The sequence below is a fragment of the Telluria sp. B2 genome (assembly GCF_051789535.1).
Classification (GTDB): Bacteria; Pseudomonadota; Gammaproteobacteria; order Burkholderiales; family Burkholderiaceae_D; genus Telluria.
This window is the reverse complement of sequence record NZ_CP196525.1, coordinates 4,373,492-4,399,873: the sequence shown is the minus strand read 5'-3', so window position 1 is coordinate 4,399,873 and position 26,382 is coordinate 4,373,492. Positions and strand designations below refer to the sequence as shown.

At 66.9% G+C, this 26,382-nt stretch carries 25 protein-coding genes; 11 read left to right on the top strand and 14 right to left on the bottom strand.

The genetic code is table 11. From position 1 onward, the window contains the following. Positions 1-79: 79 nt before the first annotated feature. A complete protein-coding gene (locus ACSUZJ_RS19530) occupies positions 80-1,114 on the bottom strand; it encodes an asparaginase (protein ID WP_499410937.1) in 1,035 nt (344 codons plus the stop codon). Positions 1,115-1,212: 98 nt separating this feature from the next. After that, positions 1,213-2,076: a pirin family protein gene (locus tag ACSUZJ_RS19525; RefSeq protein ID WP_499410936.1), complete on the bottom strand. Its 864-nt coding sequence runs from the start codon at positions 2,074-2,076 to the stop codon at positions 1,213-1,215. 113 nt (positions 2,077-2,189) lie between these two features. On the opposite strand from ACSUZJ_RS19525, the gene ACSUZJ_RS19520 reads away from it, so the two are divergent. The 7 genes from ACSUZJ_RS19520 (at position 2,190) to ACSUZJ_RS19490 (ending at position 11,618) form a co-directional block, all read left to right on the top strand. Next, complete coding sequence (locus ACSUZJ_RS19520) at positions 2,190-3,713, top strand: dipeptidase (RefSeq protein WP_499410935.1); 1,524 nt, start codon at positions 2,190-2,192, stop codon at positions 3,711-3,713. Positions 3,714-4,236: 523 nt separating this feature from the next. After that, positions 4,237-5,334, top strand: a complete 1,098-nt coding sequence (galT, locus tag ACSUZJ_RS19515; protein ID WP_499410934.1) for a galactose-1-phosphate uridylyltransferase — start codon at positions 4,237-4,239, stop codon at positions 5,332-5,334. Then, entirely contained in the window at positions 5,331-6,422 is a 1,092-nt protein-coding gene (locus ACSUZJ_RS19510; protein WP_499410932.1) for a M24 family metallopeptidase, read from the top strand. Before galT ends, ACSUZJ_RS19510 begins: the two co-directional genes overlap by 4 nt. Continuing rightward, on the top strand, positions 6,422-7,522 hold the full coding sequence (gene galK, locus ACSUZJ_RS19505; RefSeq protein WP_499410931.1) for a galactokinase: 1,101 nt from the start codon (positions 6,422-6,424) through the stop codon (positions 7,520-7,522). Before ACSUZJ_RS19510 ends, galK begins: the two co-directional genes overlap by 1 nt. Then, entirely contained in the window at positions 7,509-9,314 is a 1,806-nt protein-coding gene (locus ACSUZJ_RS19500; protein ID WP_499410930.1) for a glycoside hydrolase family 2 protein, read from the top strand. Before galK ends, ACSUZJ_RS19500 begins: the two co-directional genes overlap by 14 nt. A gap of 89 nt (positions 9,315-9,403) precedes the next feature. Further along, the gene (locus tag ACSUZJ_RS19495; RefSeq protein ID WP_499410929.1) at positions 9,404-10,561 is read left to right on the top strand and encodes a glycosyltransferase; all 1,158 of its coding nucleotides are present in this window, start codon (positions 9,404-9,406) and stop codon (positions 10,559-10,561) included. A gap of 34 nt (positions 10,562-10,595) precedes the next feature. After that, a complete protein-coding gene (locus ACSUZJ_RS19490; protein WP_499410927.1) occupies positions 10,596-11,618 on the top strand; it encodes a TraB/GumN family protein in 1,023 nt (340 codons plus the stop codon). 155 nt (positions 11,619-11,773) lie between these two features. On the opposite strand, the gene ACSUZJ_RS19485 is transcribed toward ACSUZJ_RS19490, so the two are convergent. The 7 genes from ACSUZJ_RS19485 to ACSUZJ_RS19455 form a co-directional block, all read right to left on the bottom strand. Further along, positions 11,774-12,574: a hypothetical protein gene (locus ACSUZJ_RS19485; protein WP_499410926.1), complete on the bottom strand. Its 801-nt coding sequence runs from the start codon at positions 12,572-12,574 to the stop codon at positions 11,774-11,776. Positions 12,575-12,732: 158 nt separating this feature from the next. Further along, the gene (locus ACSUZJ_RS19480) at positions 12,733-13,131 is read right to left on the bottom strand and encodes a VanZ family protein (protein WP_499410925.1); all 399 of its coding nucleotides are present in this window, start codon (positions 13,129-13,131) and stop codon (positions 12,733-12,735) included. Positions 13,132-13,221: 90 nt separating this feature from the next. Then, complete coding sequence (locus ACSUZJ_RS19475) at positions 13,222-13,533, bottom strand: hypothetical protein (RefSeq protein ID WP_499410923.1); 312 nt, start codon at positions 13,531-13,533, stop codon at positions 13,222-13,224. Between the two features lie 605 nt (positions 13,534-14,138). Beyond that, positions 14,139-14,903, bottom strand: a complete 765-nt coding sequence (locus ACSUZJ_RS19470) for an SDR family NAD(P)-dependent oxidoreductase (RefSeq protein ID WP_499410922.1) — start codon at positions 14,901-14,903, stop codon at positions 14,139-14,141. Positions 14,904-14,959: 56 nt separating this feature from the next. After that, the gene (locus tag ACSUZJ_RS19465; protein ID WP_499410920.1) at positions 14,960-15,484 is read right to left on the bottom strand and encodes a TPM domain-containing protein; all 525 of its coding nucleotides are present in this window, start codon (positions 15,482-15,484) and stop codon (positions 14,960-14,962) included. Between the two features lie 11 nt (positions 15,485-15,495). Further along, positions 15,496-16,341 (bottom strand): TPM domain-containing protein, encoded by an 846-nt coding sequence (locus ACSUZJ_RS19460; protein WP_499410919.1) that lies wholly within the window; start codon positions 16,339-16,341, stop codon positions 15,496-15,498. A gap of 12 nt (positions 16,342-16,353) precedes the next feature. Beyond that, positions 16,354-16,965, bottom strand: coding sequence for a LemA family protein (locus ACSUZJ_RS19455; RefSeq protein WP_499416607.1), 612 nt, complete (start codon positions 16,963-16,965; stop codon positions 16,354-16,356). Positions 16,966-17,113: 148 nt separating this feature from the next. Here ACSUZJ_RS19455 and pyrF point away from each other — a divergent pair, with 148 nt between their 5' ends. Then, positions 17,114-17,935: an orotidine-5'-phosphate decarboxylase gene (gene pyrF / locus ACSUZJ_RS19450; RefSeq protein ID WP_499410918.1), complete on the top strand. Its 822-nt coding sequence runs from the start codon at positions 17,114-17,116 to the stop codon at positions 17,933-17,935. 276 nt (positions 17,936-18,211) lie between these two features. Here the strand turns inward: pyrF and sbcB are convergent, their stop codons facing one another. Continuing rightward, positions 18,212-19,660, bottom strand: a complete 1,449-nt coding sequence (gene sbcB / locus ACSUZJ_RS19445) for an exodeoxyribonuclease I (protein WP_499410916.1) — start codon at positions 19,658-19,660, stop codon at positions 18,212-18,214. A gap of 96 nt (positions 19,661-19,756) precedes the next feature. Continuing rightward, positions 19,757-20,722 carry a GGDEF domain-containing protein gene (locus ACSUZJ_RS19440; RefSeq protein WP_499410915.1) on the bottom strand — a complete coding sequence of 322 codons (966 nt, stop codon included), beginning with the start codon at positions 20,720-20,722 and terminating at the stop codon, positions 19,757-19,759. Between the two features lie 115 nt (positions 20,723-20,837). Between ACSUZJ_RS19440 and ACSUZJ_RS19435 the strand changes: the two genes are divergently transcribed. Next, positions 20,838-21,668 carry a helical backbone metal receptor gene (locus ACSUZJ_RS19435; RefSeq protein WP_499410914.1) on the top strand — a complete coding sequence of 277 codons (831 nt, stop codon included), beginning with the start codon at positions 20,838-20,840 and terminating at the stop codon, positions 21,666-21,668. Between the two features lie 55 nt (positions 21,669-21,723). Here ACSUZJ_RS19435 and ACSUZJ_RS19430 read toward each other — a convergent pair whose 3' ends face one another. The 3 genes from ACSUZJ_RS19430 to ACSUZJ_RS19420 form a co-directional block, all read right to left on the bottom strand. Further along, positions 21,724-22,110 (bottom strand): HPF/RaiA family ribosome-associated protein, encoded by a 387-nt coding sequence (locus tag ACSUZJ_RS19430; RefSeq protein WP_499410913.1) that lies wholly within the window; start codon positions 22,108-22,110, stop codon positions 21,724-21,726. 89 nt (positions 22,111-22,199) lie between these two features. Then, on the bottom strand, positions 22,200-23,453 hold the full coding sequence (locus ACSUZJ_RS19425; protein ID WP_499410911.1) for an MFS transporter: 1,254 nt from the start codon (positions 23,451-23,453) through the stop codon (positions 22,200-22,202). Positions 23,454-23,731: 278 nt separating this feature from the next. After that, positions 23,732-24,760, bottom strand: coding sequence for a CDP-6-deoxy-delta-3,4-glucoseen reductase (locus ACSUZJ_RS19420; protein ID WP_499410910.1), 1,029 nt, complete (start codon positions 24,758-24,760; stop codon positions 23,732-23,734). A gap of 231 nt (positions 24,761-24,991) precedes the next feature. Here ACSUZJ_RS19420 and ACSUZJ_RS19415 point away from each other — a divergent pair, with 231 nt between their 5' ends. Together ACSUZJ_RS19415 and ACSUZJ_RS19410 are read left to right on the top strand one after the other, a co-directional pair. Next, positions 24,992-25,813: a sugar nucleotide-binding protein gene (locus tag ACSUZJ_RS19415; RefSeq protein ID WP_499416605.1), complete on the top strand. Its 822-nt coding sequence runs from the start codon at positions 24,992-24,994 to the stop codon at positions 25,811-25,813. Between the two features lie 61 nt (positions 25,814-25,874). Then, complete coding sequence (locus ACSUZJ_RS19410; protein ID WP_499410908.1) at positions 25,875-26,078, top strand: hypothetical protein; 204 nt, start codon at positions 25,875-25,877, stop codon at positions 26,076-26,078. The last annotated feature ends 304 nt before the right edge of the window (positions 26,079-26,382 follow it).

The following is a 26,382-nucleotide window of genomic DNA, read 5'->3' as shown; positions in this document are numbered from 1 at the left end:
GGACAGCTCCATCGAACAGGATGAAGCCATCGTAAGACCAAACCCGTCCGTGCCCGCGTACGATACGGCGTAGAACGAGTCAGGCGCGCTGCAGCGTGAACAGCGGCCGGATGTCGCCCGCCAGCGTGCCGCGCGCATTGCGGATTTCCGGCCGGCGGAAGCGTTCGAGCACCGTGCGTTTCGCCTCGTCCAGCAGGCCCAGTTGCTCGAGCACGTTGTAGGTGACCGTGTGCATGCCGCGGCTGTTGCCGTCGGCAATCTTGATGGCGATGCCGATCCCGGCCGAGCGGATGCCGAACGCCTGCACCGCGTCGGCCCCGACCTTGGCCACCCAGTCGCCGCCGCCCGCCGTCATCCAGACCAGGTCGGTCCGCTCGGTGCCGGACACCATGTCGGGGCGATGGGTCATGGCGTCGAACAAAGGTCCCAGGGCCTGGCCCAGGCGCGGATCCTGCGCCCCCTGCGCCAGGCGCGCGTAGAGGTGGGCCAGCCGGGCCAGGGGCAGGGCGTAGTTCGGCGCCGAGCAGCCGTCGATGCCGACCGGCATGCTCGACTCCGGCAGGTCGACCGCGTCGGCCAGCGTGGCGCGGATCGCGCGCTGCAGCGGGTGGTCCGGGTCGACATAATTGGCGGTCGGCGCGCCGTGCAGGCGGCACCAGCCGAGAAAGCCGCTGTGCTTGCCGGAACAGTTGTGGTGGGCGGCCGTCCATTGGCGGTCGATCGGCACCGGCAGGTTCACGAAGTCGTAGTACAGGGGCACGGCGCAGCCGCATTCGAGGTGCTCCACCTTCATGCCGATCTTGTCCAGGATGGCATGCACGCCGGCGAGGTGCTTTTCCTCGCCCGAATGACTGGCGCACAGCAGCGCCAGTTCTTCCTCGGCCAGGCCGAATTTCTCGGGGCCGCCCGAGAGCAGGAAGGGCAGGGCCTGGAAGGGCTTCAGGGCCGAACGGGTGAAGGTCTGGTACTGGGGATCGCCGGCCCAGGCCAGCAGGCGGCCGCTGGTGTCGACGACGGCGACCGAGCCGGCGTGCACGTTTTCTACCGTGTAGCCGGTGGAAGGATAGCCACGCGTGGTGGCAACCAGTGGGACAACTGAGGGAACAGCTTGCATGCTCGGGTCTCGCAGGAGTTGTTGACCCGTCTACTGTAATCCAGGCCGCGCCGACGCAGCGCCACGGCTGCGCCGGCGCCCCGGCGACAGCGCTCGCCCTACATCGGCGGCCCGAAGCGCCCGGCCTGGTAGTCGCGGATCGCCTGCTCGATCTCGGCGCGCGAGTTCATCACGAAAGGACCGTGCGACACCACCGGCGCGCCGATCGGCTCGGCATGGCCGAACAGGATGAAGCTGTCCTCCATCGCGACGAGCCCGATTTCGTCGCCTTCGCCGGTCAGTTCGATGAGGTGGAAGGCGCCGAGGCGGTCGTTGTAGTTGCCGGCCTGGAGGGCGCCGCGCACGATGTAGAGGAAGACGTTGCGGCGCGCCAGGTTCGGCACCCGCACCCGCGCTCCCGCCTGCATGGCGATGGTGCTCATGAAGACGCCGGTCAGGGACCGTACCGGGCCGGTCGTGCCCTCCCATGCGCCGGACACGAGGTGCATGGTCGCCTTGCCGCCATCGAGCGCCAGGGCGGGGATGTCGTCCTTCTGCAGGCCGGTGTAGGCCGGCTGGGTCATCTTCAGGTGGGGCGGCAGGTTGATCCAGAGCTGCAGGATCTCCAGCGGACCGCCGCTTTCCAGGAATTCGGGCGGCGAGATCTCCGCGTGGACCAGGCCGCTGCCGGCCGTCATCCACTGCACGCCGCCGGCGCGGATGATGCTCTCGTAGCCGGCGCTGTCCTTGTGCATCAGCATGCCGTCGAGGATGAAGGTGACGGTCTCGAAGCCGCGGTGCGGGTGTGGGCCGAAGGGCAGGCCGCGGTTGTGCGGCGGATAGGTCTGGGGGCCGTGGTGGTTCAGGAACAGGAAGGGATCGATCTGGTCGAGGTGGGCGCTGGGCACCGGACGCTGGGTGATCAGGTCGCCGATATCGTCGCGCAGTGCCGGGTGGATCCGGCGTACGGTCTTGTCGCTCATGGCTGGGCTCTGGTAGTTCTTCGATGGTCGATACGATACCGGATTGGCGGCCGGCCTGGCGCAAGGTGCTGTGCTAGACTTCTTGCGCCTTTGCAATGGAGACACGGCACAACATGAAAAGAACCATCCTCGCCAGCCTGCTGCTGGCCTGCGCGGCGCACGCCAGCGCCGACGCGCCGCCCACCACCGGCGCCATCCCGGGCGAGGCCGCCGTCAAGGCCGCCAAGTACGCGGCCACGACCTACCGCACGGCGGTGGTCGACACCCTCGCCAAGCTGGTCAGCTACAACACGGTCGCCAACCCGGATGTTCCCTCGGACCGGAATCCCCAGCACATCGCCTTCAAGAACGCCCTGAAAACCGAGGCAACCCGTCTCGGTTTCGATTTCGCCGACCATGGCTGGGTGGTCGTCATCGGCATGGGCGAGGGCGAGCAGCGCGTCGGCATCGTGACCCACGGCGACGTCCAGCCGGTCGACCCGAAGAAATGGAAGAAGTCGCCCTTCGAGCTGGACCAGACCAGCGAGCCGGGTAAACTCCTGGCGCGCGGCGCCGAGGACGACAAGGGCCCGATCGCGACCGCGCTATACGCGATGAAGTCGCTGAAGGACCAGCAGCTGCCGCTGTCCAAACGCATCGAACTCTATGTCTACATGGGCGAGGAATCGGACTGGCAGCCGCTGGTCGAGTTCCTCAAGACCCACGATCCGCCACAGGTGAGCATCACGCTCGACGCCGAATACCCGGCGGTGGTGGCCGAGAAGGCCTCGGGCACGATCGCGGTGACCCTGCCGAAGGTCGGCGCGGCGACCCCGCCGCCGGGCGAGCCGTATGTGTCGGCCTTTGCGGGCGGATTCTTCAACACCCAGATTCCCGAGGACGCCAGCGCCGTCATCGCGAATGCCACTCCCGCGCTCGAAGCCCAGGTCAGGGCGCGCGGCGCGAAGCAGGAGGGCATGCGCTACGAATTCGCATGGCAAGGGACGGAGCTGCACGTGCACGCGCACGGCCTGTCCGCGCACTCGTCCAAGCCGGAAGACGGCGTCAACGCGGTCGCCATGCTGGCCGATGCGCTGGCGGTGCGCTCCTGGCCGAACACCACGGCCGGCGGCGTCGTCAACTACCTGAACGAGATGGTGGGGACAAGCCTGTACGGCGAGAAGTTCGGCGCGATCGCCTACCGCGACGGCTTCATGGGCCCGATGACGGTGGCGCCGACCGTGATCCGCCAGCGCGAGGACGGCATCGAAGTCTCGATCAACCTGCGCCGCCCGCAGGGCAAGAGCATCGAGCAATTGACCAACGAGGTGAACGCGGCGCTGGCCCAGTGGCAGGGCCGCAACCTGCCGCTGTCGAACATTGTCGTGCGCACCAGCGAGCCCTGGGTGCGCAGGGATGCGCCCCAGTTGCCGGTCCTGATGAACGTGTTCTCCTACTTCACCGGCGTCAAGGATCCGAAGCCGATCGCCATCGGCGGCGGCACCAATTCGCGCCTGTTCCCGAACGCGGTCAGCTTCGGTCCGGCGATGCCGGGCAAGGTGTACACGGGACACTCGGAGCACGAGTTCATCACGCTCAAGCAGCTGATCCTGAACCTGCAGATGTACACGGCGGTGCTGGCGGAGCTGGCGAAGTAAATGTGTAAGGGCCGGGCTGCTGGCCCTGGCCTGTTGGGTTTGTAGGGTGGACACCTGTGTCCACGCGGTCTCACCGGTTGATCCAAGGCCTCTTGAATGCCGATTACCTCGGTGTTCGCTGTGTTATGAAACGCCGCGTGGTCTTCTTCCATGATCCCGCGTGGGCACAGGTGCCCACCCTACAAAATCCACATGCCGCCGGCTGAAACCTACTGCTGAGCGTGTAAGAGTTTCGCCTATCGAACACCGTAAATACTTCTATTCATTCTGTAGGCCTAAGCCTACATTCTCTCTGCAATTTCCTCTCAAACCCATCGGTTGTCCCTGCTCTCCATAGGAGACGCAGCCACGTGTCCGCTATCGCTTTCTGTCCGCTTCCGTTGAGTCATTAACCATCGGAAAATAGCTATGTTCTCCTTGGAAAATGTGGTGAAAACGCCATGTTAGGATCCTCTCCTAGCCGCGTTCGCAGGGCTGCTCCTGCCCGCGATCGTTTGTGACCTGCCAGACATTTAGCGATGCCATGCACAGCAAAGAACTGACGAAGCCGGACGGACGACACCTTACTCTCTACAGCAACCAGCCGATACCGGACGGGCTCATCGCGCCCAGTCCCTTCCCCGACCCGATGAACGCGAACCCGCACCTGCGCTGGCATCCGCTGCGCGGCGAGTGGGTCACCTATGCCGGGTTCCGGCAGAACCGCACCTTCCAGCCGCCGCCCCAGTACAACCCGCTGGCGGTCACGACGGATCCCGCCAACCCCACCGAGCTGCCCCAGGGCGACTACGAGGTGGCGGTATTCGACAACCGCTTCCCCTCGCTGGCGCTGGAGTCGCACGACCCGCCCACCGTGAGCACGGTGCCGACCGCGCCGGCCAACGGCCACTGCGAGGTCGTGGTGTTCACCCAGGACCCGAACGCGGCCCTGGTGCACCTGCCGCTGTCGCGCATCGAGCTGCTGTTCAAGGTCTGGGCCGACCGCACCACGCGCATCGGCGGCACCCACCACATCCAGTACGTGCTGCCTTTCGAGAACCGCGGCAGCGAGGTCGGGGTGACCCTGCACCATCCGCACGGCCAGATCTATGCCTATCCCTTCGTGCCCCAGGTGCCCGAGCGCATGCTGGCCCAGGAGCGCGACTATTACCTGCAGCACGGCAGCAGCCTCCTGTGCGACATGGCGAAGAACGAGGCCGCCGACGGCCGCCGCGTGCTCTACCAGGACGAGCATGCGATCGCCTTCGTGCCGGCCTGCGCGCGCTACCCCTACGAGGTCTGGGTGATGCCGACCGCGCCCTGCAAGGATTTCGCCTCGCTCAGCGACGAGCAGCGCCCGGCGCTGGCGCGCGCCCTGAAGACCGTGCTGCTCAAGTACGAGAACATGTGGAACCGGCCTTTCCCCTACCTGATGGCCTGGTACCAGGCGCCCACCGACGGCGCCGAGCATCCTGAAACCCAGCTGCACGCCCAGTTCTATCCGCCTTACCGCTCGCGCGAACGCCTGAAGTACCTGGCCGGCACCGAGCTGGGCGCGGGCATGTTCGCGATGGACGTGCTGCCCGAGAACACGGCGGCCGAACTGCAGGCGGTGCAGGTGTCGCTGGAGGAGGGCGCATGAGCGGACCGGAACTGCGCGCCGTCGAAGTCAAGGCCAAGCTGGCGCAGCTGCGCGACTGCCTGGCGAAAACCGGCGCGGCCGCGATCCGGCTGCGGGGCATCGACTGGTTCGCCTGGGTCACCGGCGGCGGCTCGAGCGCGGTCCTGCAGACTGCGGAGGTCGGCGTCGCCGAGGTGCTGGTGACGCAGGACGAGGCTGTCATCCTGACCGACGAGATCGAGGCCGCGCGCCTGCGCGAGGAAGAGGTGCCGGCCGGCTTCAGTTTCCACGTGTCGCCCTGGGCCCAGATCGAGCTGCGCGAGCGCTATGTGCTCGGCCTGGCCGGCGAGGCCGCTGTGCTGTCGGACCGCCCGCACAATGGCGAGCAGCCGCTGCCGCATGCGCTGCGCCTGCGCCGCCTGGTGCTGGGCGACGCCGAGCAGGCGCGCTACCGTGACCTGGGCCGCGAGGCGGCCGAGGCGATGAGCGAAGTGCTGCGCGCCGCGCGGCCCGAGTGGACCGAATACCAGCTGGCCGGCGCCGGCGCCCAGGCGCTGTGGCGGCGCGGCATTCATCCGGCCCTGGTGCTGGCCGCCGGCGAACGCCGCCTGCCGCTCTACCGCCATCCGACGCCATCGTTTGACCCGATCGGCTCGCGCGCGATGCTGGTGTTCTGTGCGCGCCGCCACGGCCTGTATGCGAATCTCACCCGTTTCGTGAGCTTCGGTCCGGCGCCGGAAGAACAAAGCGCCCTGATGGAAGTCGAAGCGACCGGGCTGGCCGCGGTGGCGCCGGGTAAATCGCTCTCGGCCGTGTACCACGCTTTCGACGCCGCCTACAAGCACGCTGACCGCGCCGACGCCCTGAACGAGCACCACCAGGGCGGCATCACCGGCTACCAGGCGCGCGAGATGGTGGCCACGGCCAGCACGGCGACCGGCCTCGAGACCGGCATGGCCTTCGCATTCAACCCCAGTTTCGCGGGCCTGAAGATCGAGGACACTTTCCTGCTCGGCCCGCAGGGACTGGAGAACCTGACCCTTGACCCGCAGTGGCCTGCCGTGAGCGTGCATGGCCGCCAGCGGCCACTCTGGCTGGAGGTGACCTGATGGTGACGACCGACTCCTTCTTCGGCGGCGCGCCCGAGGTGAACGCATCCGCACCGGGACGCGTGAACCTGCTGGGCGAACATACCGACTACAACGACGGCTTCATGCTGCCGGTGGCCACGCCGCAGCGCACGACCGTGGCGATGAGCCGCAGCGGCGACGGCCATTTCCATTTTTATTCCAGCACCCTGGACGCGAACGTCACGTTCGCGCCCGACGCCAGCGCGCCGTCGGGCTTCGGCAGCTACATCGAGGGCTGCATCCGCCTGGTCGAGGCCGAAGGCGTGCAGGTGCCGCCGCTGCGCGTGTGGGTGTCGACCGACGTGCCGGTCGGCTCGGGCCTGTCCTCGAGCGCGGCGCTGGAAGTGGCGACGCTGCGCGCGCTGCGCCAGTTGCTGGGCTTCGAGCTCGACGACGTCAAGCTGGCGCGCATCGCCCAGCGCGCCGAGATCGAATATGCGCGCGTGAACTGCGGCATCATGGACCAGATGGCGTCCAGCCTGGCCGACGAGGGCCACATGCTGTTCATCGACGCGCGCTCGCTCGAGCACCGGCTTGCGCCCTTGCCGGCGGACGCCGAGATCATCGTGATCGACTCGGGCGTGGCGCGCAAGCTGGCCGGCAGCAAGTACAACGAACGCCGCGCCGAGTGCGAGGAAGCCTCGCGCAGGTTGAAAGTGAAGGCGCTGCGCGACGTCACCGACCCGCAACTGGTGGAAGACCTGCCCGAACCGCTGCGCCGGCGCGCGCGCCATGTGGTGACGGAAGACCTGCGCGTGCTCGAAGCGGTGCAGGGCGTGCCGGCCGAGCGCTTCGGCCAATTGATGAACGATTCCCACACCAGCCTGCGCGATGACTACGAAGTCTCGATTCCGGAGCTCGACGAGCTGTGCGAACTGCTGCGCGCCCAGGACGGCGTGTACGGCGCGCGCCTGACCGGCGCGGGCTTCGGCGGCGCCTGCGTGGCGCTGTGCCGCGCCGGTTCCGCCGCGCAGGCTGCCCAGGCCGCGCTGGCGCAGTACAACGCCAAGGCCGGCCGCCAGGGCCGCATCCTGATCCCGGTTCCGACTGAAAGAAAGGAAAACAATGAGTCAGTTTGAATATCCACGTCCCCAACTGGTGCGCGACAACTGGATCAGCCTGAATGGCAAGTGGCGCTTCCGTTTCGACGACGAGATGCGTTTCAAGCTGCCGGGCGACGTCACCGAATGGACGCACGAAATCGAGGTGCCGTTCGCACCCGAGACCGCCATGTCGGGCATCGGCGACACGGGTTTCCACCGTGTCTGCTGGTATGAACGCGAATTCAACGTGACCCCGAACGAAGGGCGCACCATCCTGCACTTCGGCGCGGTCGACTATGCCGCCCGCGTGTGGGTCAACGGCCAGCTCGTGGCCGAGCACGAGGGCGGCCATACGCCCTTCGCCGCCGACATCAGCAGCGCGCTGAACGCCGACGGCAGGCAGGTCGTCACCGTCTACGTCGAGGACGATCCGGCCGACCTGGCCAAGCCACGCGGCAAGCAGGACTGGCTGCTCGAACCGCACTCGATCTGGTATCCGCGCACCACCGGCATCTGGCAGACCGTCTGGGTCGAGCAGGTCGACAAGACCTTCATCCAGACCCTGAAGTGGACGCCCATTTTTGAAACCTTCGAGATCGGCTGCGAGGTCTTCGCCGGCGGCGACATCCGCGAGGACATGTTCGTCGAGGTCAAGATCTGGCACGGCGAGCACCTGCTGGCCGACGACCACTACAAGCTGCTCGCCGGCGAGGCCAACCGCAAGATCGCGCTGTCCGACCCGGGCATCGACGATTCGCGCAACGAACTGCTGTGGAGCCCGGAGCGCCCGACCCTGCTCGACGCCGAGGTGACGCTGCGCTGCGGCGACCGCGTGGTCGACCGCATCCGCTCCTACACGGCGCTGCGCGCCTTCGCGATCAACCGCGACCGCCTGATGTTGAATGGAAGGCCCTACCAGCTGCGCCTGGTGCTCGACCAGGGCTACTGGCCCGAGTCCTTCCTGACCGCGCCTTCCGACGAGCACCTCAAGCGCGACGTCGAGCTGGCCAAGCTGATGGGCTTCAACGGCGTGCGCAAGCACCAGAAGATCGAGGATCCGCGCTACCTGTACTGGGCCGACAAGCTGGGCCTGCTGGTGTGGGAAGAAATGCCGTCGGCCTACCGCTTCAGCCCGCGCGCGATCACGCGCATGGTGCGCGAATGGACCGAGGCGATCCAGCGCGACTACAGCCATCCCTGCATCATCGTATGGGTCGCCTTCAACGAGTCCTGGGGCGTGCCGAACCTGACCTTGACGCAGGCGCATCGCAACGCGGTCGAGGCGCTGTACCACCTGACGCGCACGCTCGATGCGACGCGGCCGGTGATCGGCAACGACGGCTGGGAGGCGTCCGCCACCGACATCCTCGGCATCCACGACTACGACTGCGACCCGGAAAAAGTCAGGGCCCGCTACGAGGTCAGCGACCCGGTGCGCACCCTGTTCGACCAGCGCCGTCCGGGCGGACGCATCCTGACCCTGGACGGCTTCCCGCACCGCGGCCAGCCGATCGTGCTGACCGAATTCGGCGGCATCGCCTTCGACACCAGGGGCGAGCCGGAGGAGGGCACCTGGGGCTACTCGCGCTCGACCACGGCCGAGGGTTTCCACAACCTGTATCGCTCGCTGCTGAAGGTGGTCAACGAGACCTTCATGTTCGCCGGCTTCTGCTACACCCAGTTCGCCGACACCTTCCAGGAAGCGAATGGCCTGCTCAACGCCGACCGCACGCCGAAGCTGCCGTTCGAGGTGATCTCGGCAGCCACGCGCAACGTGGCGCTGCAGATGAGCAATGAGGAGGAGAACAAGGGACCTGATCCAGCCTGAGGCGCGCCTTCGTGCGCGCGGGCGGTCGGGCGCAATACAGGAGGATTCAATCAACCGACCGCCCGCCCGACAGGGCGAAAGGAGAGATCATGCATACGATCGTCGTCTTCAGCCACTTGCGCTGGGATTTCGTGTTTCAGCGTCCGCAGCACCTGCTCACGCGGCTCGCGCGGCATTACCGCATCGTGATCGTCGAGGAGCCGATGCACGACCCGCAAGGGCCGGCCCGGCTCGAACGCAGCAGTCCGCTGCCGAACATCACCGTGTGCCGCCCGCGCACCCCGATCGACGTGCCTGGCTTCCACGACGACCAGATCGCACTGGTCGCGCCCCTGCTGGCCGACCTGCTGCCGTCATCCGTCCGCCCGATTGTCTGGTTCTATACGCCGATGGCGCTGCCGCTGCTCAAGGAGCTCGATCCGCGCCTGGTGGTCTACGATTGCATGGACGAGCTGGCCTCGTTCAAGAAGGCGCCGCGCCAGCTGCTGCAGCGCGAGTCGGCGCTGCTCAACCTGGCCGACCTGGTGTTCGCCGGCGGCCCCAGCCTGTACGAGGCCAAGCGCCACCGCCATCCGAGCGTGCATTGCTTCCCGAGCAGCGTCGATGTCGAGCACTTCCGCCAGGCGCAAGGCGCCGTGGCCAGCCATCCGGCGCAGGCAGCCATCCCCCATCCGCGGCTCGGCTTCTACGGCGTCATCGACGAGCGCGTCGACCTCGACCTGGTGGGTGCGCTGGCCGACGCCCATCCCGACTGGCAACTGGTGCTGGTCGGCCCGGTGGTGAAGATCACCGAGGACGAACTGCCGCGCCGTCCGAACATCCATTACCTCGGCCAGCGCGATTACGCCGACCTGCCGGCATTCCTCGCCGGCTGGGACGTGTGCCTGATGCCGTTCGCGATCAACGAGGCGACCCGCTTCATCAGTCCGACCAAGGTGCTCGAGTACATGGCGGCCGAGCTGCCCATCGTCAGCACGCCGATCGCGGACGTGGTCGGGCCCTATGGAGGTGTGGTTGCGATTGCCGATGGCTCTGATGCGTTCGGCGCTGCCTGCGCCGCCGCGCTTGCCCTCGATGCCTCCGCGCGCGAGGCGAAAGCGGCGGCCATGCGCGAGCAGGTGGCGCGCACCTCCTGGGAGCGTACCGCCCAATCGATGGCGGTGCTGCTCGACGCCGCTTATGCCCAGGCCGCCCAGGCCGACGAGGAAGCGGCAAGCACGCCGGTGCGCCAGGCCGGCGCCGCCTGAGCGGCGACAGCGTCGTTGTTGCGGATGCGGCATCATGGATGGGCTGGGTGGACTCCTGCGGCGCCAGCGGGCGCCGCGTTCGCCCTCGCACCCAGCGCCGCATCCAGCCCTGCCTGCAATCCTGCTCGCAGGCGTCTTCTCCTTGCTGCCGTGCCCATCGGCGCAGGCGGGTGAAGACGCATCGATCGCCCATGCCGCCGCGCAGCACGCCGATGGACCGGCGCCGGTGCGCGCCCGGCACCAGGGCGGCTTCTACCGCATCAGTGGCCACGGCGGCGTGGCCTATCTGTTCGGGACCATCCATGTCGGCCAGGCCTCGTTCTATCCGCTGGCGCCGGAGGCGCAGCGCGTGCTGGCCGGCGCCGATCACCTGGTGGTCGAACTCGACACCGGTGCCGAGGCGGCTTTCGCGCACGCGCTCGACAGGCATGGCCGCTATCCTCCTGGCGGCGACATCCGGCAGCGCCTGGCGCCGGACACGCTGGCGCGCCTGAGCGCGGCCCTGCACGCGGAAGGCATCAGCGTAGGCAGCATGGCCCACCTGAAGCCCTGGCTCATCGCCAACCTGCTGCTCAGCATGCGGCTGGAGCGCGAAGGCTATCGCCGCACCGAGGGCGTCAAGGAAAAGCTGCTGACGCAGGCAAGGCGGCGCCGGATCAAGGTGGTCGAGCTCGAGAGCGCGGAAAGCCAGCTGGCCTTGTTCGACAGCATGAACGACATCGAATCCGCGCGCTACCTGCGCGAAATGCTCGACGGACTGGCGGACGGCAGCGTGCTGCGCCAGGCGGGGCGGATCATCGAAGCCTGGCGCAGCGGCGACGCCGCCGCGCTCGACGCGCTGCTGCAGGACACAACGGCGGGCGGCACCGTGATTGCCGACTTCACGCGGCGCAAGCTGCTTGGGCGCCGCAATGCGGACATGGCAGGGCAGATCGACGCGCTGATCACCCGGGGCGGCGTGATCTTCGTGGGCGTCGGCTTGCTGCACCTGCTCGGCGACAATGGGCTACCGCAGCTGCTCGCGCAGCGCGGCTACCTGGTCGAGCGGGTGTACTGAGTATGTGAATTGCGCCCGGACTAAGAGCGCCTAGCAAAACCTCCATAGCTGCGTTGCAGCTCTTCGCCGTACAGGCGTACTGTCTTCGTCGCTGCGCCTTGTTCTGAAGGTTTTGTTAGGCACTCTGCGGCCCGGGCGGTGGAAGCTGGTCCCGCTCAGCGCTGGATCGCGCCACCGCTGATGCTTACGCGGTCGCCGCTGCGAAAGTCCGGCGCCGTTTCCTGGGTGATGACCTGGGTGCTGCCGTCGTCCATGCGCAGCGTGACGCGGTAGACCTGGTCCGAGGACATGGAGCTGCCCGTGGCGCCGGTCGAGCTGCCGCCCACCGCTGCCGCGCCCACGGTGCCGGCGCCGGTGATGCCGCTGGCCGGCCGCGGCACCGTTTCGATCGACACGACGGTGCTGTTCGGGCTGGAGCTGGACGCGGTGGCGCTGCCGGCGCCGGCGCCGCTCTGCGAGCTGTCGCCCGTCGCGCTGGCCGAACCGCCTTCTCCCATGCTGCTGCTCGTGCCGCTGGAGCCGGAGCTGGAGGTGCCGGTGCCGGTGCCCGAGCTGCCCGACGTGCCCGAACTTCCCGACGTTCCCGAGCTGCCGGACTGGTCGTAGCCGCTTCCCGAGGTGCCGCTGCTGCCCGAAGTGCCGCTGCTGCCCGAGGAACCCGAGGTGCCGGAGGAGCCGGACTGGTCATAGCCGCTGCCCGAGCTGCCGGACGAGCCCGAGCTGCCGGAGCTGCCGGAACTGCTCGAGCCGCCGCCCCAGCTGCTCGAGCCGCCCGTGCTCGTGCCCGCGCCGGTGCCCGACATGCCGCCGCTGCCGCTGCCGGTCGCGCCGCCGGTGGAGCTGCCGCTGGCGCTCTCGCCGCCGCTGCCGCCGCCGCGCATGCCGGAGCAGCCCGCCAGGCCAAGCGCCATGGCCAGCAAGCCCGCCAAGACCACGCTCTGGTGTTTTTGCTTCATGATCGACTCCTTGATTGGATTTTGTCAGTGGGTATGCGTGACGATGTCGTCTGCCACTCGGGTAAGAGGCGCAAACGGGCACGACGTTCCAGCCGACGCGGGCTGGCACTGAGGCAGATCAAGCCGCAGATAAATGGAGCAATCCCGTGTCTTTCGGCTCAGCAGCGTTCCAGTTCGGCCCTCGGCAGGAGCATCCACAGGATGGCGCAGGTGACGATGGCGGCGCTGCAGTCGACCAGCCAGTCGTGCACGTCGGCGCCGCGATAAGGGAAGAAGCTCTGGACCAGCTCGTCGATCGCGCCCATCACGGCCACCGCCGCGATGGCCGCCAGGCTGCGCGCGGCGGCGCTGCCGCGCGAGGCCGTGAACCACAGCAGGGCCAGGGTCGCATAGGCAAGCGAATGCAGGACCACTCCCGGGGCATAGTGGCCGACTTCGGCGCGCGCGCCGGGAATCGAACCGGTGACCACGATCGCGATGAACATCGCGATCGCGCAGCCATAGCGCAGCTTGCGCAGGCGCGGGTCGAGCAGGACAAGGTGGAGGAAAGGGGGCATGGCTGACGGCGTGGCGAAAACGTCAACCATACCATGGCGGCGACCGTGTGTGCGCACGATCGCTGATTGAGGGAAACTAAGCAGAAGCGTTCAGATGCTCAGTGCCGGTTCGCCGTTGGCATACTGGGCGTCGAAACAGCTTTCGCATTCCGCGCAGAACAGGTGAGCCATGCGCACCGAGGTCTGGCGCAGCACGAGTTTCAGCTTGCAGCGCTGGCACTTGGGACAGATTTCGCGCACGCTGCCGAAGGTCAGAAGGGTCAGGGGCGCCTGCTCGTCGTCGAGGTGGTCGATCACCACCAGTGGATTGAGCTCGCGAAGAATCAGGTTGTCGGCACCGTCATGGCAACGGCGGCTGGGGGAAGACTGCGGGGTGTGCTTTTCAGGATGGTGAAAATTCATCGGTCCGACTCCCTTTTGTGGTTGGCATGGCATCGCTTGGCCGGGGCGCCCTGGAGCGCCCCGTCACGGCGTGCGAACTTCATCATAGCCAAATGCTCGCGGTGTGCAAGCCCCGGGGCTGGGCTTGCGCTGCGAATGCACATAAAAAATGCCCGCCAGGAGAGAAGTGGCGGGCAAACCCAAGATCGGGCCAAGAGACGTTGTCCGGTGGGTGTGGGGCGCGTGGCGCTCCACACCTGTCTGCAATCACGCATATCGGTTGCGTGTACTGCAGATGAATCCAGTATAGGTAGGGTTTGTGACGCGGGCATGACACAGCGCAAGGAAATACAAGGCGAACGGAACGCTGCGGCGCACACATTGTCGAGCACGACTCCGGATTGCTTATTGAGTTCTCCCAACGATTATTTGGGCCAGATCAAATGTACAGGCAAAAAAAAGCCCGCTAATTGAGCAGGCTTTAAAACTATTTTCTTGGAGGAGAATAGTGGAGACAGGTGCCATTATGCTGCGTTGCGATATATGTGTCTAATTGCAAATACAGATACCGGATATGCGAAGCATGAATATTGTTGAGCTGCAGCGCCTGTTTCCGCGAGGATGCTTCAATCGTGCACCGGCACCGTGTAATTCAGCGGCATGCGTCCGCCATCCGCGTACAGGGTCTGGCCGGTGATGTAGGACGCGTCGTCGCTGGCCAGGAAGGCGGCGATCGCCGCCACCTCCTCCGGTTCGCCGCAGCGGCCCAGCGGGGTGCGCGACAGGATGGTGTGGCGCGCTTCGGGACTGCCCAGCACAGCCTGTTTCGCCAGTTCGGTGAGGATGGTGCCGGGCCCGATCGCGTTCACGCGGATGCCGTGCTGGGCCAGGCTGATGGCCGCCACGCGGGTGAGCTGGTTGACGCCGCCTTTCGACACCACGTACGGCACCTGGTTCGGGATGACGAGTTCCGCGTTCACGCTCGACATGTTGATGATGCAGCCGCTCTTGCGTTTCACCATGTCGCGCGCCGCCGCCTGGCTGCACAGGAACATCGATTTCAGGTTGATGCGCAGCACGCGGTCGAAATCCTCTTCAAGCAGGTCGAGGAAGTCGGCGGCATGGGTGACGCCGGCATTGTTGACCAGGATGTCGAGGTGGCCGAAGGCCTCGAAGGTGGCGGCGAACAGGGCGTCGACGTCGGACTTCTGGCTGACGTCGGCCACCATGAAGCGGGCGGCGTCGCCCAGGGCTTCGGCTGCCGCGGCGACGTCAAGGCGCACGTCGGCCAGCATTACGCGCGCGCCTTCGCGCACCAGGCGCTGGGCGCAGGCCAGGCCGATACCCTGGCTGGCGCCGGTCACGAGGGCGGTCTTGTTGGCTAGTTTCATGGCTGGGCTTTCACTGTTTTCTGAAAGCCTCGATTGTACTGCCCGTATCGAGCAAACTAAATCATGATCGGCTTGTCGGGCAGCTCGTTGGGGCGGTCGCCATTCGCCGGGAAGTGTTCGCGCAGCAGCGAATTGACTTGCTCGATCGCGGCGAGCGAAGCCTGGTGGAAGTCGCCGCGGCGGAAGCCCTCGGTCATGGTGCGGCACACGGCCTGCCAGGTGGCGGCATCGATCTTGCGGTCGATGCCGCGGTCGGCCACGATGTCGACCTTGTGGTCGGCCAGGTTCACGTAGATCAGCACGCCGCAATTGTCCTCGGTGTCCCAGACGCCGTAGTCGGCGAACAGCGCGAGGGCGCGCTGGCGGTTGGTCACGCCGTCCCAGATCTCGTCGGTGGGCAGGGCCTTCTCGACGATGAAGCGCACCTCGCCGCGGTGGGTGCGCTCGCCGGCGGTAATGGCCTCGGCCACGGCGGTGAGGGTTTCATCCGGAAAGGCGCGCCGCGCGGCGGCCTTGGTGCTTTGCCAGTGGCGCAGCACGCGTCCCAGGCGTTCGCCGAACGATCCCTGTCCTGCTTGCATCGTTTGTGTCATTACCAGTCTCCCGAGGCGCCGCCGCCGTCGAAGGTGCCGCCGCCGCCAGAGAAGCCACCGCCGCCGAACCCGCCGCCACCGCCCGAAAAGCCGCCGAAGCCGCCACCGCCGCCCCGGCCCATGTTGCCGATGATGTTACCGAGGATGAAACCGGTGGCGCCGCTGCCCCAGCCGCCGCGCGACAGGCGCGTGCGGCGCGGGCGGAACATGGAACGCACCAGCATGAAACCGAACACCAACATCAGGATACCGAACATACCGACACCGCCTCCCTCGTCATTGTTCCCCGCCGGCGCTACCTGCTGGGCCGGCGCGGGAAATCGCTCCCGGTTCAGCAGCGTGGCAATGGCGCCCACGCCTGCGACTAGGCCCTCGTAGTAATGGTTTTGCCGAAAATGCGGTGCGATCGTGTCCTGCAGGATGCGCTTGGACTGGGCGTCGGTCAGCACGCCCTGCACCCCGCGCCCGGCCTCGATGCGCAGGCGGCGCAGCGAGCTTGGGTTGTCGCGCGCGACCAGCAGCAGCACGCCGTCGTCCACGCCCTTGCGGCCCAGCTTCCAGGCGTCCGCCACGCGGATGCTGAACTGCTCGATCGCTTCCGGCTCGGTCGACTTCACCAGCAGCACGGCGATCTGGCTGCCGGTCCTGGTCTCGTAGTCGGCCAGCACGGCTTCCAGGCGCTGGTGCTGGCTGGCGTCGAGCATGCCGGCCTCGTCGGTCACATGGCCGGCCAGGGGCGGCACTTCCTTGAGCTGCGCCTGGGCCGGTCCGGCCAGCATGCAGGCCAGCGCACTGGCCAGCACGACAGCGAGAAAATGCGGCCACAGCGTGCGCAGGATCGTCATCGGGCGCCGGCCTTATTTGCCGAAGTCGACCGTGGGCGCGGTCGAGATCGCTTTTTCGTTCTCGACCGTGAACGAAGGCTTGGCCTCGTAGCCGAACATCATGGCCGTCAGGTTGGTCGGAAACTTGCGCACGGTGACGTTGTAGTCCTGGACCGAGGCGATGTAGCGCTGGCGCGCCACCGTGATGCGGTTCTCGGTGCCTTCCAGCTGCGACTGCAGGTCGCGGAAACTGGTGTCCGCTTTCAGGTCGGGATATTTCTCGGACACGGCCATCAGGCGCGACAGCGCGCCCGAGAGTTCGCCCTGCACCTGCTGGAACTTCTGGAAGGCCTGCGGGTTGTTCAGCACTTCCGGCGTGATCTGGAAGCTCGTGGCCGCGGCGCGGGCGCGCGTGACCGCTTCCAGGGTTTCGCGCTCGTGCGAGGCGTAGCCCTTGACCGTGTTCACCAGGTTCGGGATCAGGTCGGCGCGGCGCTGGTACTGGTTGACGACCTCGCCCCAGGCCGCCTTGGTGGCTTCGTCCTTGGTCTGGAATTCGTTGTAGCCGCAGCCCGAGAGCAGGGAGCCGGCCAGCAGGGCGCCGGCCAGGAGTCGGGCCCAGCGGGAGAAAACGGAAGACGTCATCATGTGCGTGTCCATGCGAGTTGTCGAATGAATAAACTATACCCCAAGTCCATGTTCGCCAGTCGCACGGCCGTGCCCGGAGGCGACTGCGGTGCGGGCGACAGGTACAATATTGGGTTTGCAATGACACTGTTACAAGGGGCCCGACGTGAATTTCATCAATAAGCTAACCGCAGCCTGGACCCGCAACGACTCGCTGCTGTGTGTCGGGCTGGACCCGGACCTGGCGCGTTTCCCTGCGCACCTGCAGGCCGAACCGGACGGCATTGTCCGCTTCTGCAAGGCGATCATCGACGCCACCGCCGACCTGGCCTGCGCCTTCAAGCCGCAGATCGCGTATTTCGCGGCGCTCGGCGCGGAAGACCAGCTCGAGGAAATCTGCCGCTACCTGCGCGAGAGCTATCCGCACATCCCGCTGATCCTCGACGCCAAGCGTGGCGACATCGGCGCCACCGCCCGCCAGTACGCGCGTGAGGCGTTCGACCGCTACGGCGCCGACGCGGTGACGGTCAACCCCTACATGGGCTTCGATTCGGTCGAGCCCTACATGGAGTGGGCGGACCGCGGCGTGATCGTGCTGTGCCGCACCTCGAACGCGGGCGGCTCGGACCTGCAGTTCCTCGACGTCGGCGGCCAGCCGCTGTACCAGCACGTGGCGCGCCTGGTGGCCGAGAAATGGAACCGCAACGGGCAATGCGCGCTGGTGGTGGGCGCGACCTTCCCGGAAGAGCTGGCCCAGGTGCGCGCGATCGTCGGCGACATGCCGCTGCTGGTGCCGGGCATCGGCGCCCAGGGCGGGGACGTGGCGGCGACCGTGCGTTCGGGGCGTAGCGCGAACGGGATGGGGATGATGATCAATTCCTCGCGCGCGATCCTGTATGCAACGCCGCAGGAGGGCGAGGATTTCGCGGCGGCGGCAAGGCGCGTGGCGCAGGAGACGCGCGACGAGATCAATCGGTATCGGGGGTGATGGGTTGGGCGGGACCGGGTGGTTATTTGTCCGGCTTCCCGTTCAAGCGGACGTGGGGCTGTTGCCTGAGGCGGTATCGGTATGTTGAATCCGCGTGGGCTCGAGAGCCCACCCTACGGGAGACGCTATCGGCGAGCTCTACCAGGGTTTCGTATGAACCTGCCAGGAACGCATCCCGTAGGGTGGGCACCCCGTGCCCACGCGGATCATGCCTACCAATAACCGGGCAGGCAACAGCCCCACGACCCGCCGCGCACCGGTTTTAAAACACCGGCTTCAATACCTCTCCGGCGCAATCATCTCCACATAGTCGTACAGCGCGCCCAGGATCTCCTGCGCCCGCTCGTCCGCCGTTTCCGACAGCGCATCGATCTCCCCGAACAGCTGGTCCACCGTGCGCGCATTGCCGGCGCCATCGTAGAGCCGCGCCGCGCGGTGTTCTTCCCATTGCTGCATCTGCGCATCGCTCAGGGTGTGCGGGAAGTTGCGGGCGCGGTAACGGAACAGCAGGTCGGCCAGGCGCTCGTCCTCGAAGGAGGGGCGCATGCCCGCCAGGCGTTCGGGCGATTCGAAGCGCAGCGATTCGAGCTTGCGCCGGTCGCCATTGCTGACGAAACCGCCGTACAGGTCCTCGTCGACGTCGGTGTCGCTCGGCGCCGCCGGCTTCTGGAACACCTGGGCCCAGATCGCCGCCATGTCCGGGCCGCGCGCGGCCAGCTGGGCGTGGACGTGGTGCTGGGCGACGTCGATGCCCCAGCGCTGGGCCATGGTCACGCTCAGGGTCTTCAGGTTGCCGACCAGCATGGGCGATTTGTTCAGGTGCACGCTCTTGATCGGCAGGCGCGTCACGCCTTCCGGCAGTTCGCTGCTGCGGGTGAACATGCGCAGGCGGATGGTCTCGACGTCCATCGTGAACAGTTCCGACGGATCGTGGCGGCAGTCCCAGACCAGGATCTCGTTCTTGTTCGAGGGATGCTGGGCCAGCGGCCACACCAGGCCCAGGCAGCCCTGTTCGGCCGGGAACATGCCCGACACGTGGAGGAAGGGCTGGCGCATCGACGGGTCGAGGTGCAGGCCCATCTCTTGCGCCACCCGGTCCTTGCGCCGCAGTTCGAGGCAGAAGTCGAACAGTTTCGGCTGCTTGCGGCGGATCAGGCGCGCCAGCGCGATGGTGGCGCGCACGTCGGACAGCGCGTCGTGCGCGGCCTCGTGCGCCAGGCCGTTGGCGGCGCTCAGGTGTTCCAGGCGGAAGCTGGGGCGGCCATCCTCGTGGCGCGGCCATTCGATTCCCTCGGGGCGCAGCGCATAGGCCATGCGCACCACGTCGAGCAGGTCCCAGCGCCCGCAGCCGTTCTGCCACTCGCGCGCGTAGGGATCGATCAGGTTGCGCCAGAACAGGAAGCGCGTCACCTCGTCGTCGAAGCGGATGGTGTTATAGCCGACGCCGATGGTGCCCGGCTCGCTGAAGGCGGCTTCGACCTGGCGCGCGAACTCGTGCTCGGGTACGCCGCGCTCCAGGCATTGCTGCGGCGTGATGCCGGTGATCAGGCAGGACTGCGGGTCGGGCAGGTAGTCGTTTGCCGGCTGGCAGTAGAGCATGACCGGTTCGCCGATCTCGTTGAGTTCGGCATCGGTGCGGATGGCGGCGAACTGGGCCGGACGGTCGCGGCGCGGTTGCGCGCCGAAGGTTTCATAGTCGTGCCAGAGGAAGGTGTGCGTGCTCATCGAAGTCCGTGTGTGGTGTCGCCTGCTTGGGTGCACGGATTGTCGGGGCGGCGCGTCCATCCGTCAACCGCCCGGCTCAGTTCATCGCAGTTGAGCTCACAGGCTGACGCAATTGCGTCCGGCTTCCTTGGCGCGGTAGAGGGCGGCGTCGGCCGCTTCGATCAGCGAGGTTTCGTCGCCGTTCGGATCGAGCACGGCGACGCCGAAGCAGGCCGTCAGGTGCGGCATCGGCACGCGCATGTCGGGGAAGAGCACGACCTGGCGCATTTGCAGGCAGAGACGGTCGGCGACCATCCGGGCCAGCTCGCCGCTGGTGTCGGGCAGCACCGCCATCAGTTCCTCGCCGCCGTAGCGCACTGCGAAGTCGGACGGGCGCAGGCCGTCGCGGATGACGTTCGCCGCCGCGCTCAGGGCGGCGTCGCCGATCAGGTGGCCGTGGGTATCGTTGAACTTCTTGAAGTTGTCGAGGTCGACCATGAGCAGGGCCAGTGGGCTGCCCTGGGTGCGCGCACGCGCCACCAGTTTCGGCAGCATGTCGGCCAGCCAGGCACGGTTGTACAGGCCGGTGAGGGTGTCGTTCAGCGACAGCTGGCGGTAGAACTCGCCGAGCTTCTGGCGCCGCCGCAGGAGGGCGTTGGCGGCGCGGATGCGAAAGGACAGCAGGCGCAGCAGGTTGCGCGCCACCGCGTTCGACTGGTCGATCAGTTCCCAGGCCAGGTCCGACTCGATCACCAGCAGCCGGCTTTCCTCGACCGCGCGCACGGCGTCGAGGTTGACGGCGTCGTCCAGCACCGATTGTTCGCCCACGCTCTCGCCGGCCAGGATGCGGTTCACGCTGCCGTCCGACGCACCGGCGTGGCCATCGGTCTCGACTTCCAGCATGCCGGCGAGCACGATGTACAGGCGTGCACGCACCGTGTCCTCGATCGGTTCGCCAGCGGCTACCCGCACCACTTCGCAATCGGCGAGCGCACTGGCCGTGGCGGCCGCGTCGGCGTCACGAAACAGTTGCAGATCCTCGACCTTGTAGCCCGACTGTGCAAAGTTACCGATGTATTCCAAGACGACATCCTCCGAATGCTTGCGTGCTGGCGCAGTGTAAATCAAATGGCATGATAAACCATCACGCATCCTGCTCCACTGGCGTTCCAGAAACATCGGTGTTCCAATAGCGGGCATGACTCCACCCACATTCCAACCCACCGACCCGCAACTGACCGATGCGCTCGGCGTCCGGCATGCGCCGGCACCCGGGGCGCGTATCGTCTCGCTCGTCCCCTCGATCACCGAACTGCTGTGCGACCTGGGCCTGGCCGGCCAACTGGTCGGCCGCACCGGCTTCTGCATCCATCCGGCGCAGGTGGTGCAGGCCATCCCCAAGGTCGGCGGCACCAAGGACGTGAACATCGAAAAGATCCGCAAGCTGGCGCCGAGCCACCTGGTGGTGAACATCGACGAGAACGAAAAGCCAACCGTCGAGGAGCTGGCGAAGTTCGTGCCGAACATCGTCGTCACCCACCCGCTGGCGCCGCGCGACAACCCGGCGCTGGCGCGGCTGATGGGCGGGATCTTCGGCGCATTGCCCCAGGCCGAAGCCTGGTGCGCGGCCTTCGAGGCCGAGTACGCGGCCTTGAGAGCGCAGGCGCCTGGGCCCGCACGCACCGTGCTGTACTGCATCTGGCAGGACCCCTGGATGAGCGTGTCGGGCGACACGTATATCGCGCGCATGCTGGGCGAACTGGGCTGGCGCGTGCCGGACCTGGGCGAGGCGAGGTATCCGCGCTTTGCCTGGTCCGACGCGCTGGTGTCGGGGCTGGACGCGGTCCTGCTGTCGACCGAGCCCTACCGCTTCACCCAGGCGCACGCGGATGCGCTCGAGAAGCAGATCGGCATCCCGGTCTTCCTGGTCGATGGGGAAATGATGTCGTGGTATGGCAGCCGCGCCCTGGCCGGCCTGCGTTACCTGCGCGAGGTGAGGGCGATGGTGGAAGGAAGGCCGCCGGCCTGATTCCGGCCGGCGTCGTCGCAAGGTTGGCGCCGTGCGGCGCCGAGGTGGCAGCGCCTCAGGCGCCGCTGGTCAGGTTCTTGTCGGACAGCGGGTCCGGCACGGCCTCGACCGGAGGCGCCTCGTGGCGGGCCTTGTCGTTCAGGCGGCCGATGGCGCTGTCCAGTGCACGCTTGAGCTTGTCGCCGGCGTTCTGGATGGCCTGGTGCAGGTTGACGGCATGTTCTTTCACGACGACGGGCTGGTAGCCGCTGACGCGCGCTTCCATCATGCAGTAATTGCCGCCGTCGATCTGCTTCTGGCTGTTCTCGTTGCTCAGGTGTACGTCAACGCGGTTGACATGATCGGCGAAGCGGCCGATCGAGGACTGGACAACGGACTCGACGTGCTCGTCCAGGCCCTGGTGTTTTTCGATGGTGCGGTCGGTGTTGACATTGATTTGCATAAATAGGCTCCGTATTCATCTGTTCTGGCGCCAATCTTACGCTTTCTGCCATTTTTGCCGCGCCCGGCTGGTGCGACACCTGCCCGGGTTCATGCTTTGCCTGACGCCTGTTTCTCGTGGTGGGGGAAACGGTCCATTTTCGACAGCACCGGGAACAGCACCGCCCACAGGCCGGTGACCGCGAGCGTGGCGGCGCCGCCGAGCAGGATCGCGCGCACCAGGCCGAACCAGCCGGCGGTGATGCCCGACTCGAATTCGCCCAGCTCGTTCGAGGCCCCGATGAACACCGAGTTCACGGCGCTGACCCGGCCGCGGATCTCGTCCGGCGTCTCGTACTGCACCAGCAGGTGGCGCACGTAGACGCTGACCATGTCGCCGGCACCGAGCACGAACAAGGCCCCCAGCGCGACCGGGAACCGGCTGGTCGATCCGAGCGTCAGGACCGCCAGGCCGAACAGCGCCACGCCGCCGAACATCCAGGCGCCGACGCGACGGCGGATCGGGAAGAAGGCCAGGGCGATCGAGCACAGCGCGGCGCCGGCGCCGGGCGCGGTGCGCAGCCAGCCCAGGGCCGTGGGGCCCGCGTGCAGCACATCGTGGGCATAGGCCGGCAGCAGGGCGGTGGCGCCGCCGAAGAGCACCGCGAACAGGTCGAGCGAGATCGCGCCCAGCACGATCGGGCGCGACCACACGAAACGCAGGCCCTCGAGCAGGGTGTGCCAGCTGGCCGGCTGCGTGCTCTTCGCCTGCGGCGCGCTTTTCGCGGACGCCATCAGGATCACGGAAACCGTCAGCAGCACCGCCGACACCGAGTACACGAAGGTGGGCCCGAACACGTAGAGCAGGCCGCCGAGCACCGGGCCGGCGATCACGGCCACGTGGAAGGTCGAGGAGGACAGGGCGACGGCCTGGCCGAAATCCTTGTCCGGCACCAGGTTGCGCAGCACGGCCTGCGAGGCCGGCATCATGAAGGCGCGCGCGCTGCCGAACAGCACCAGCACCGCGAACACCGGCCACACCACCTTGCTGCCGCTGAAGGTAAAGGTCAGCAGCAGGGCGCTCACCAGCAGCTGCACCAGCATGCACAGCACGATGATCTTGCGCCGGTCGTGGCGGTCGGCGACGTGGCCGGCCCACAGGATCAGCACCAGGAAGGGGGCGAACTGGGCCAGGCCGATCAGCCCGAGGTCGAACAGGCTGCCGGTAATCTGGTAGACCTGCCAGCCAACGGCGACGCTCTGCATCTGGACGGCCAGGGTACCGAGGAAACGTGCGGAAAGGTAGAAGGAGAGGTTGCGGTTGCGCAGGACGCCGAGGCCGGCGCTTGGGGACAACAGAGACATGGAAGGAGGCACATTACTGGCAAGAAGTTGCTCATTGTGCCTGAACTGAAGCGGCGTTGCTGGAGCCGGGATGGTTGCGTTGACCCGTAGGGTGGACGGGTCTCCCGTCCACGCGTTCAACGGTCACATGCACGTCGTGCAATTGTTTGTTGCGCACATGTAATGCATGCAATTGCATGCCGAAATAATGCAAGCGTTCGTTGAACGCGTGGACGGGGAACCCGTCCACCCTACAGGTATGCCGGAAACACCGCCGTGTACGAGACGATGCGCGACTATCACTCCTGCGCCAGGTCCGCTTCGGTGGTGAACGAATCCGCAAAGAACTCATCCGCCGGCAAGCCGCACTGCGCCACGTATTCGCTGCGCGCGGCATCGACCATCACCGGCGCGCCGCAGGCGTACACCTGCCAGCCCGACAGGTCAGGGATGTCCTGCATCACCGCCGCGTGCACATAGCCTGTGCGGCCCGTCCAGTTGTCTTCCGGCAGCGCGTCGGAGACGACCGGGACGTACTGGAAGTCGGGCAGGGTGGTGGTCCAGGCCTGGCACAGTTCGTCCATATACAGGTCCTGGGGACGGCGGCCGCCCCAGTACAGGCGTACCGGACGGGTCGACTTCAGGTGCATCAGGTGTTCGACCAGGGCCTTCACCGGCGCGAAGCCGGTGCCCGAGGCCAGCAGCACGATCGGCTTGTCCGACCCCTCGCGCAGGAAGAAGGTGCCCAGCGGGCCTTCGAAGCGCAGGATGTCGCGCTCCTTCATGGCGCCGAACACGTGGTCGGTGAACAGGCCGCCTGGCAGGTGTCGGATGTGCAGTTCGAGCGGACGCTCCAGCGAAGGCGCACTGGCGATGCTGTAGGCGCGGCGCTTGCCGTCCTTGAGCAGGAATTCGATGTACTGGCCGGCGCGGTAGGCCAGCGCTTCGTTGGCCGGCAGCTGCAGGGTGACGATCGCCACGTCGGGTGCGGCGCGGGTAATGCTTTGCACCCGGGTCGGCATCTTGCGCACCGGGTAATCGCTGCTGCCGCCGACTTCGCGCGCCTCGATCACCACGTCGCCTTCCGGCACGGCGCAGCAGAACAGCGAGAAGCCCTGCAGCTTTTCCTGTTCGCTCAGGGCGCGCTGCTGGTGCGGCTTGTGGCCGACGACGCCGTCGACGACCTTGCCCTTGCACGAGCCGCAGGCGCCGTTCTTGCAGCCATAGGGCAGGCCGACGCCGGCGCGGATCGCGGCGGCGAGCACGGTTTCGTCGGGTTCGCATGCAAATTGGTGGCCGCTGGGCTGGACAGTGATCTGGAACGTCATGTTTGGATTTTTGCAGGTAAATAGGCTGAAATAAGGACTTGTTAGCAGAATGGATATGTTCCGCTGCAACAGAATTGAGCTATTTTACACGGCACGTGGATCACGGGCGCCCGGCCGGCCGGGCCCTGCGATTCCCCGACAGTCGCGCGCGGCTGGCTTACAATGCCTGCCGTGAACACCAAATCCTTTAAACGGCCGCGCCTGCTGCTGGTCGGCTGCGGCGACGTCGGCATGCGCCTGCTGCCGCTGCTCGCCGACCGCTTTCGCGTCTTTGCTGTGACGCGCGATGCCGAACGCTGCGCCGCGCTGCGCGCCGCAGGGGCTGTCCCGGTCCTGGCCGACCTCGACCAGCCGGCGACGCTTGCCCGCCTGCGCGGCCTGGCGCGCCACATCGTGCACCTGGCGCCGCCGCCGGCCGGCGGCGAGCGCGACACCCGCACGCGCAACCTGGCCGCGGTCCTGCCCGAGGGCGCACGGCTGGTCTACGTGAGCACGACCGGCGTGTACGGCGATTGCGGCGGCATGCTGGTCGACGAAACCCGCGCCGTGGCGCCGAAGAATGCCCGCGCCCGGCGCCGGGTGGACGCCGAGCGCACCCTGCGCGCCTGGGCGCGGCGCGCCGGCGGACGGCTGGCGATCCTGCGCGTGCCCGGCATCTACGCGCGCGACCGCCTGCCGCTGCAGCGCCTGCGCGAGGGCACGCCGGCGCTGCGCCAGGAAGACGACGTCTACACCAACCACATCCAGGCCGACGACCTGGCGCACATCGTCGCGCTGGCCCTGCTGCGCGGCCTGCCGAACCGGGTCTACCACGCGGTCGACGACACGCGCATGAAGATGGGCGATTACTTCGATGCGGTGGCCGAGGCCTTCGACCTGCCGCGTCCGCCCCGGCTGGCGCGCGAGGTCTTGCGCGAACAGGTGTCGCCGGTGCTGCTGTCCTTCATGTCCGAGTCGCGCCGCCTGGACAACGCGCGCCTGCACGAACTGGGCGTGCGCCTGCGCTATCCGGACGTCGCATCCGCGCTCGCGCAGTGGCGGCTGGTACAATAGCCGCCCAAGTACTTGGCCAAAAACACATTTATTTATGGATAAGTACTTAAAGGAAAACGACATGACTTACGAAGAATATCTGGACGAAGTGACGACCCTGATCGTCGAAAAGTACGACCTCGAGGACGAGGCCGCCATCAAGATCGTCGTCGACGCCCAGGCGAAGGGCTATTTCGTTGCCCACGACGACCAGAAGGCGATGCGCACCCTCGACCGCGCCCACGAGGACGCGCGCGCGCTGTTCAAGGCCAGCCGCAAGAAATAAGCATCCTTCCGCGCGCCACCGGCGTGCGCCTGCCGCATCCATTTCACCTGTTCCGACCGGGCCGTCGCCATGGCGCGATCGCGCCGGTATCGTCGTGACGCGTCACGCGCTTCAACCCAGCATCGTTCTCCCTGAGATCGCGCCCGGCCGGGCGTCGCCATGCCGCGTCCCTATGTTCGACGCCCAAGACTTTCCCGATTCTCCTTTCAATCTGTAGGGAAATTCCTACAGTTGCTTGAATAAAATCTAACTTTCCCAGTATCATTGCGGCTGAGATTAACCACCATATAAACGGTGCTGTTTT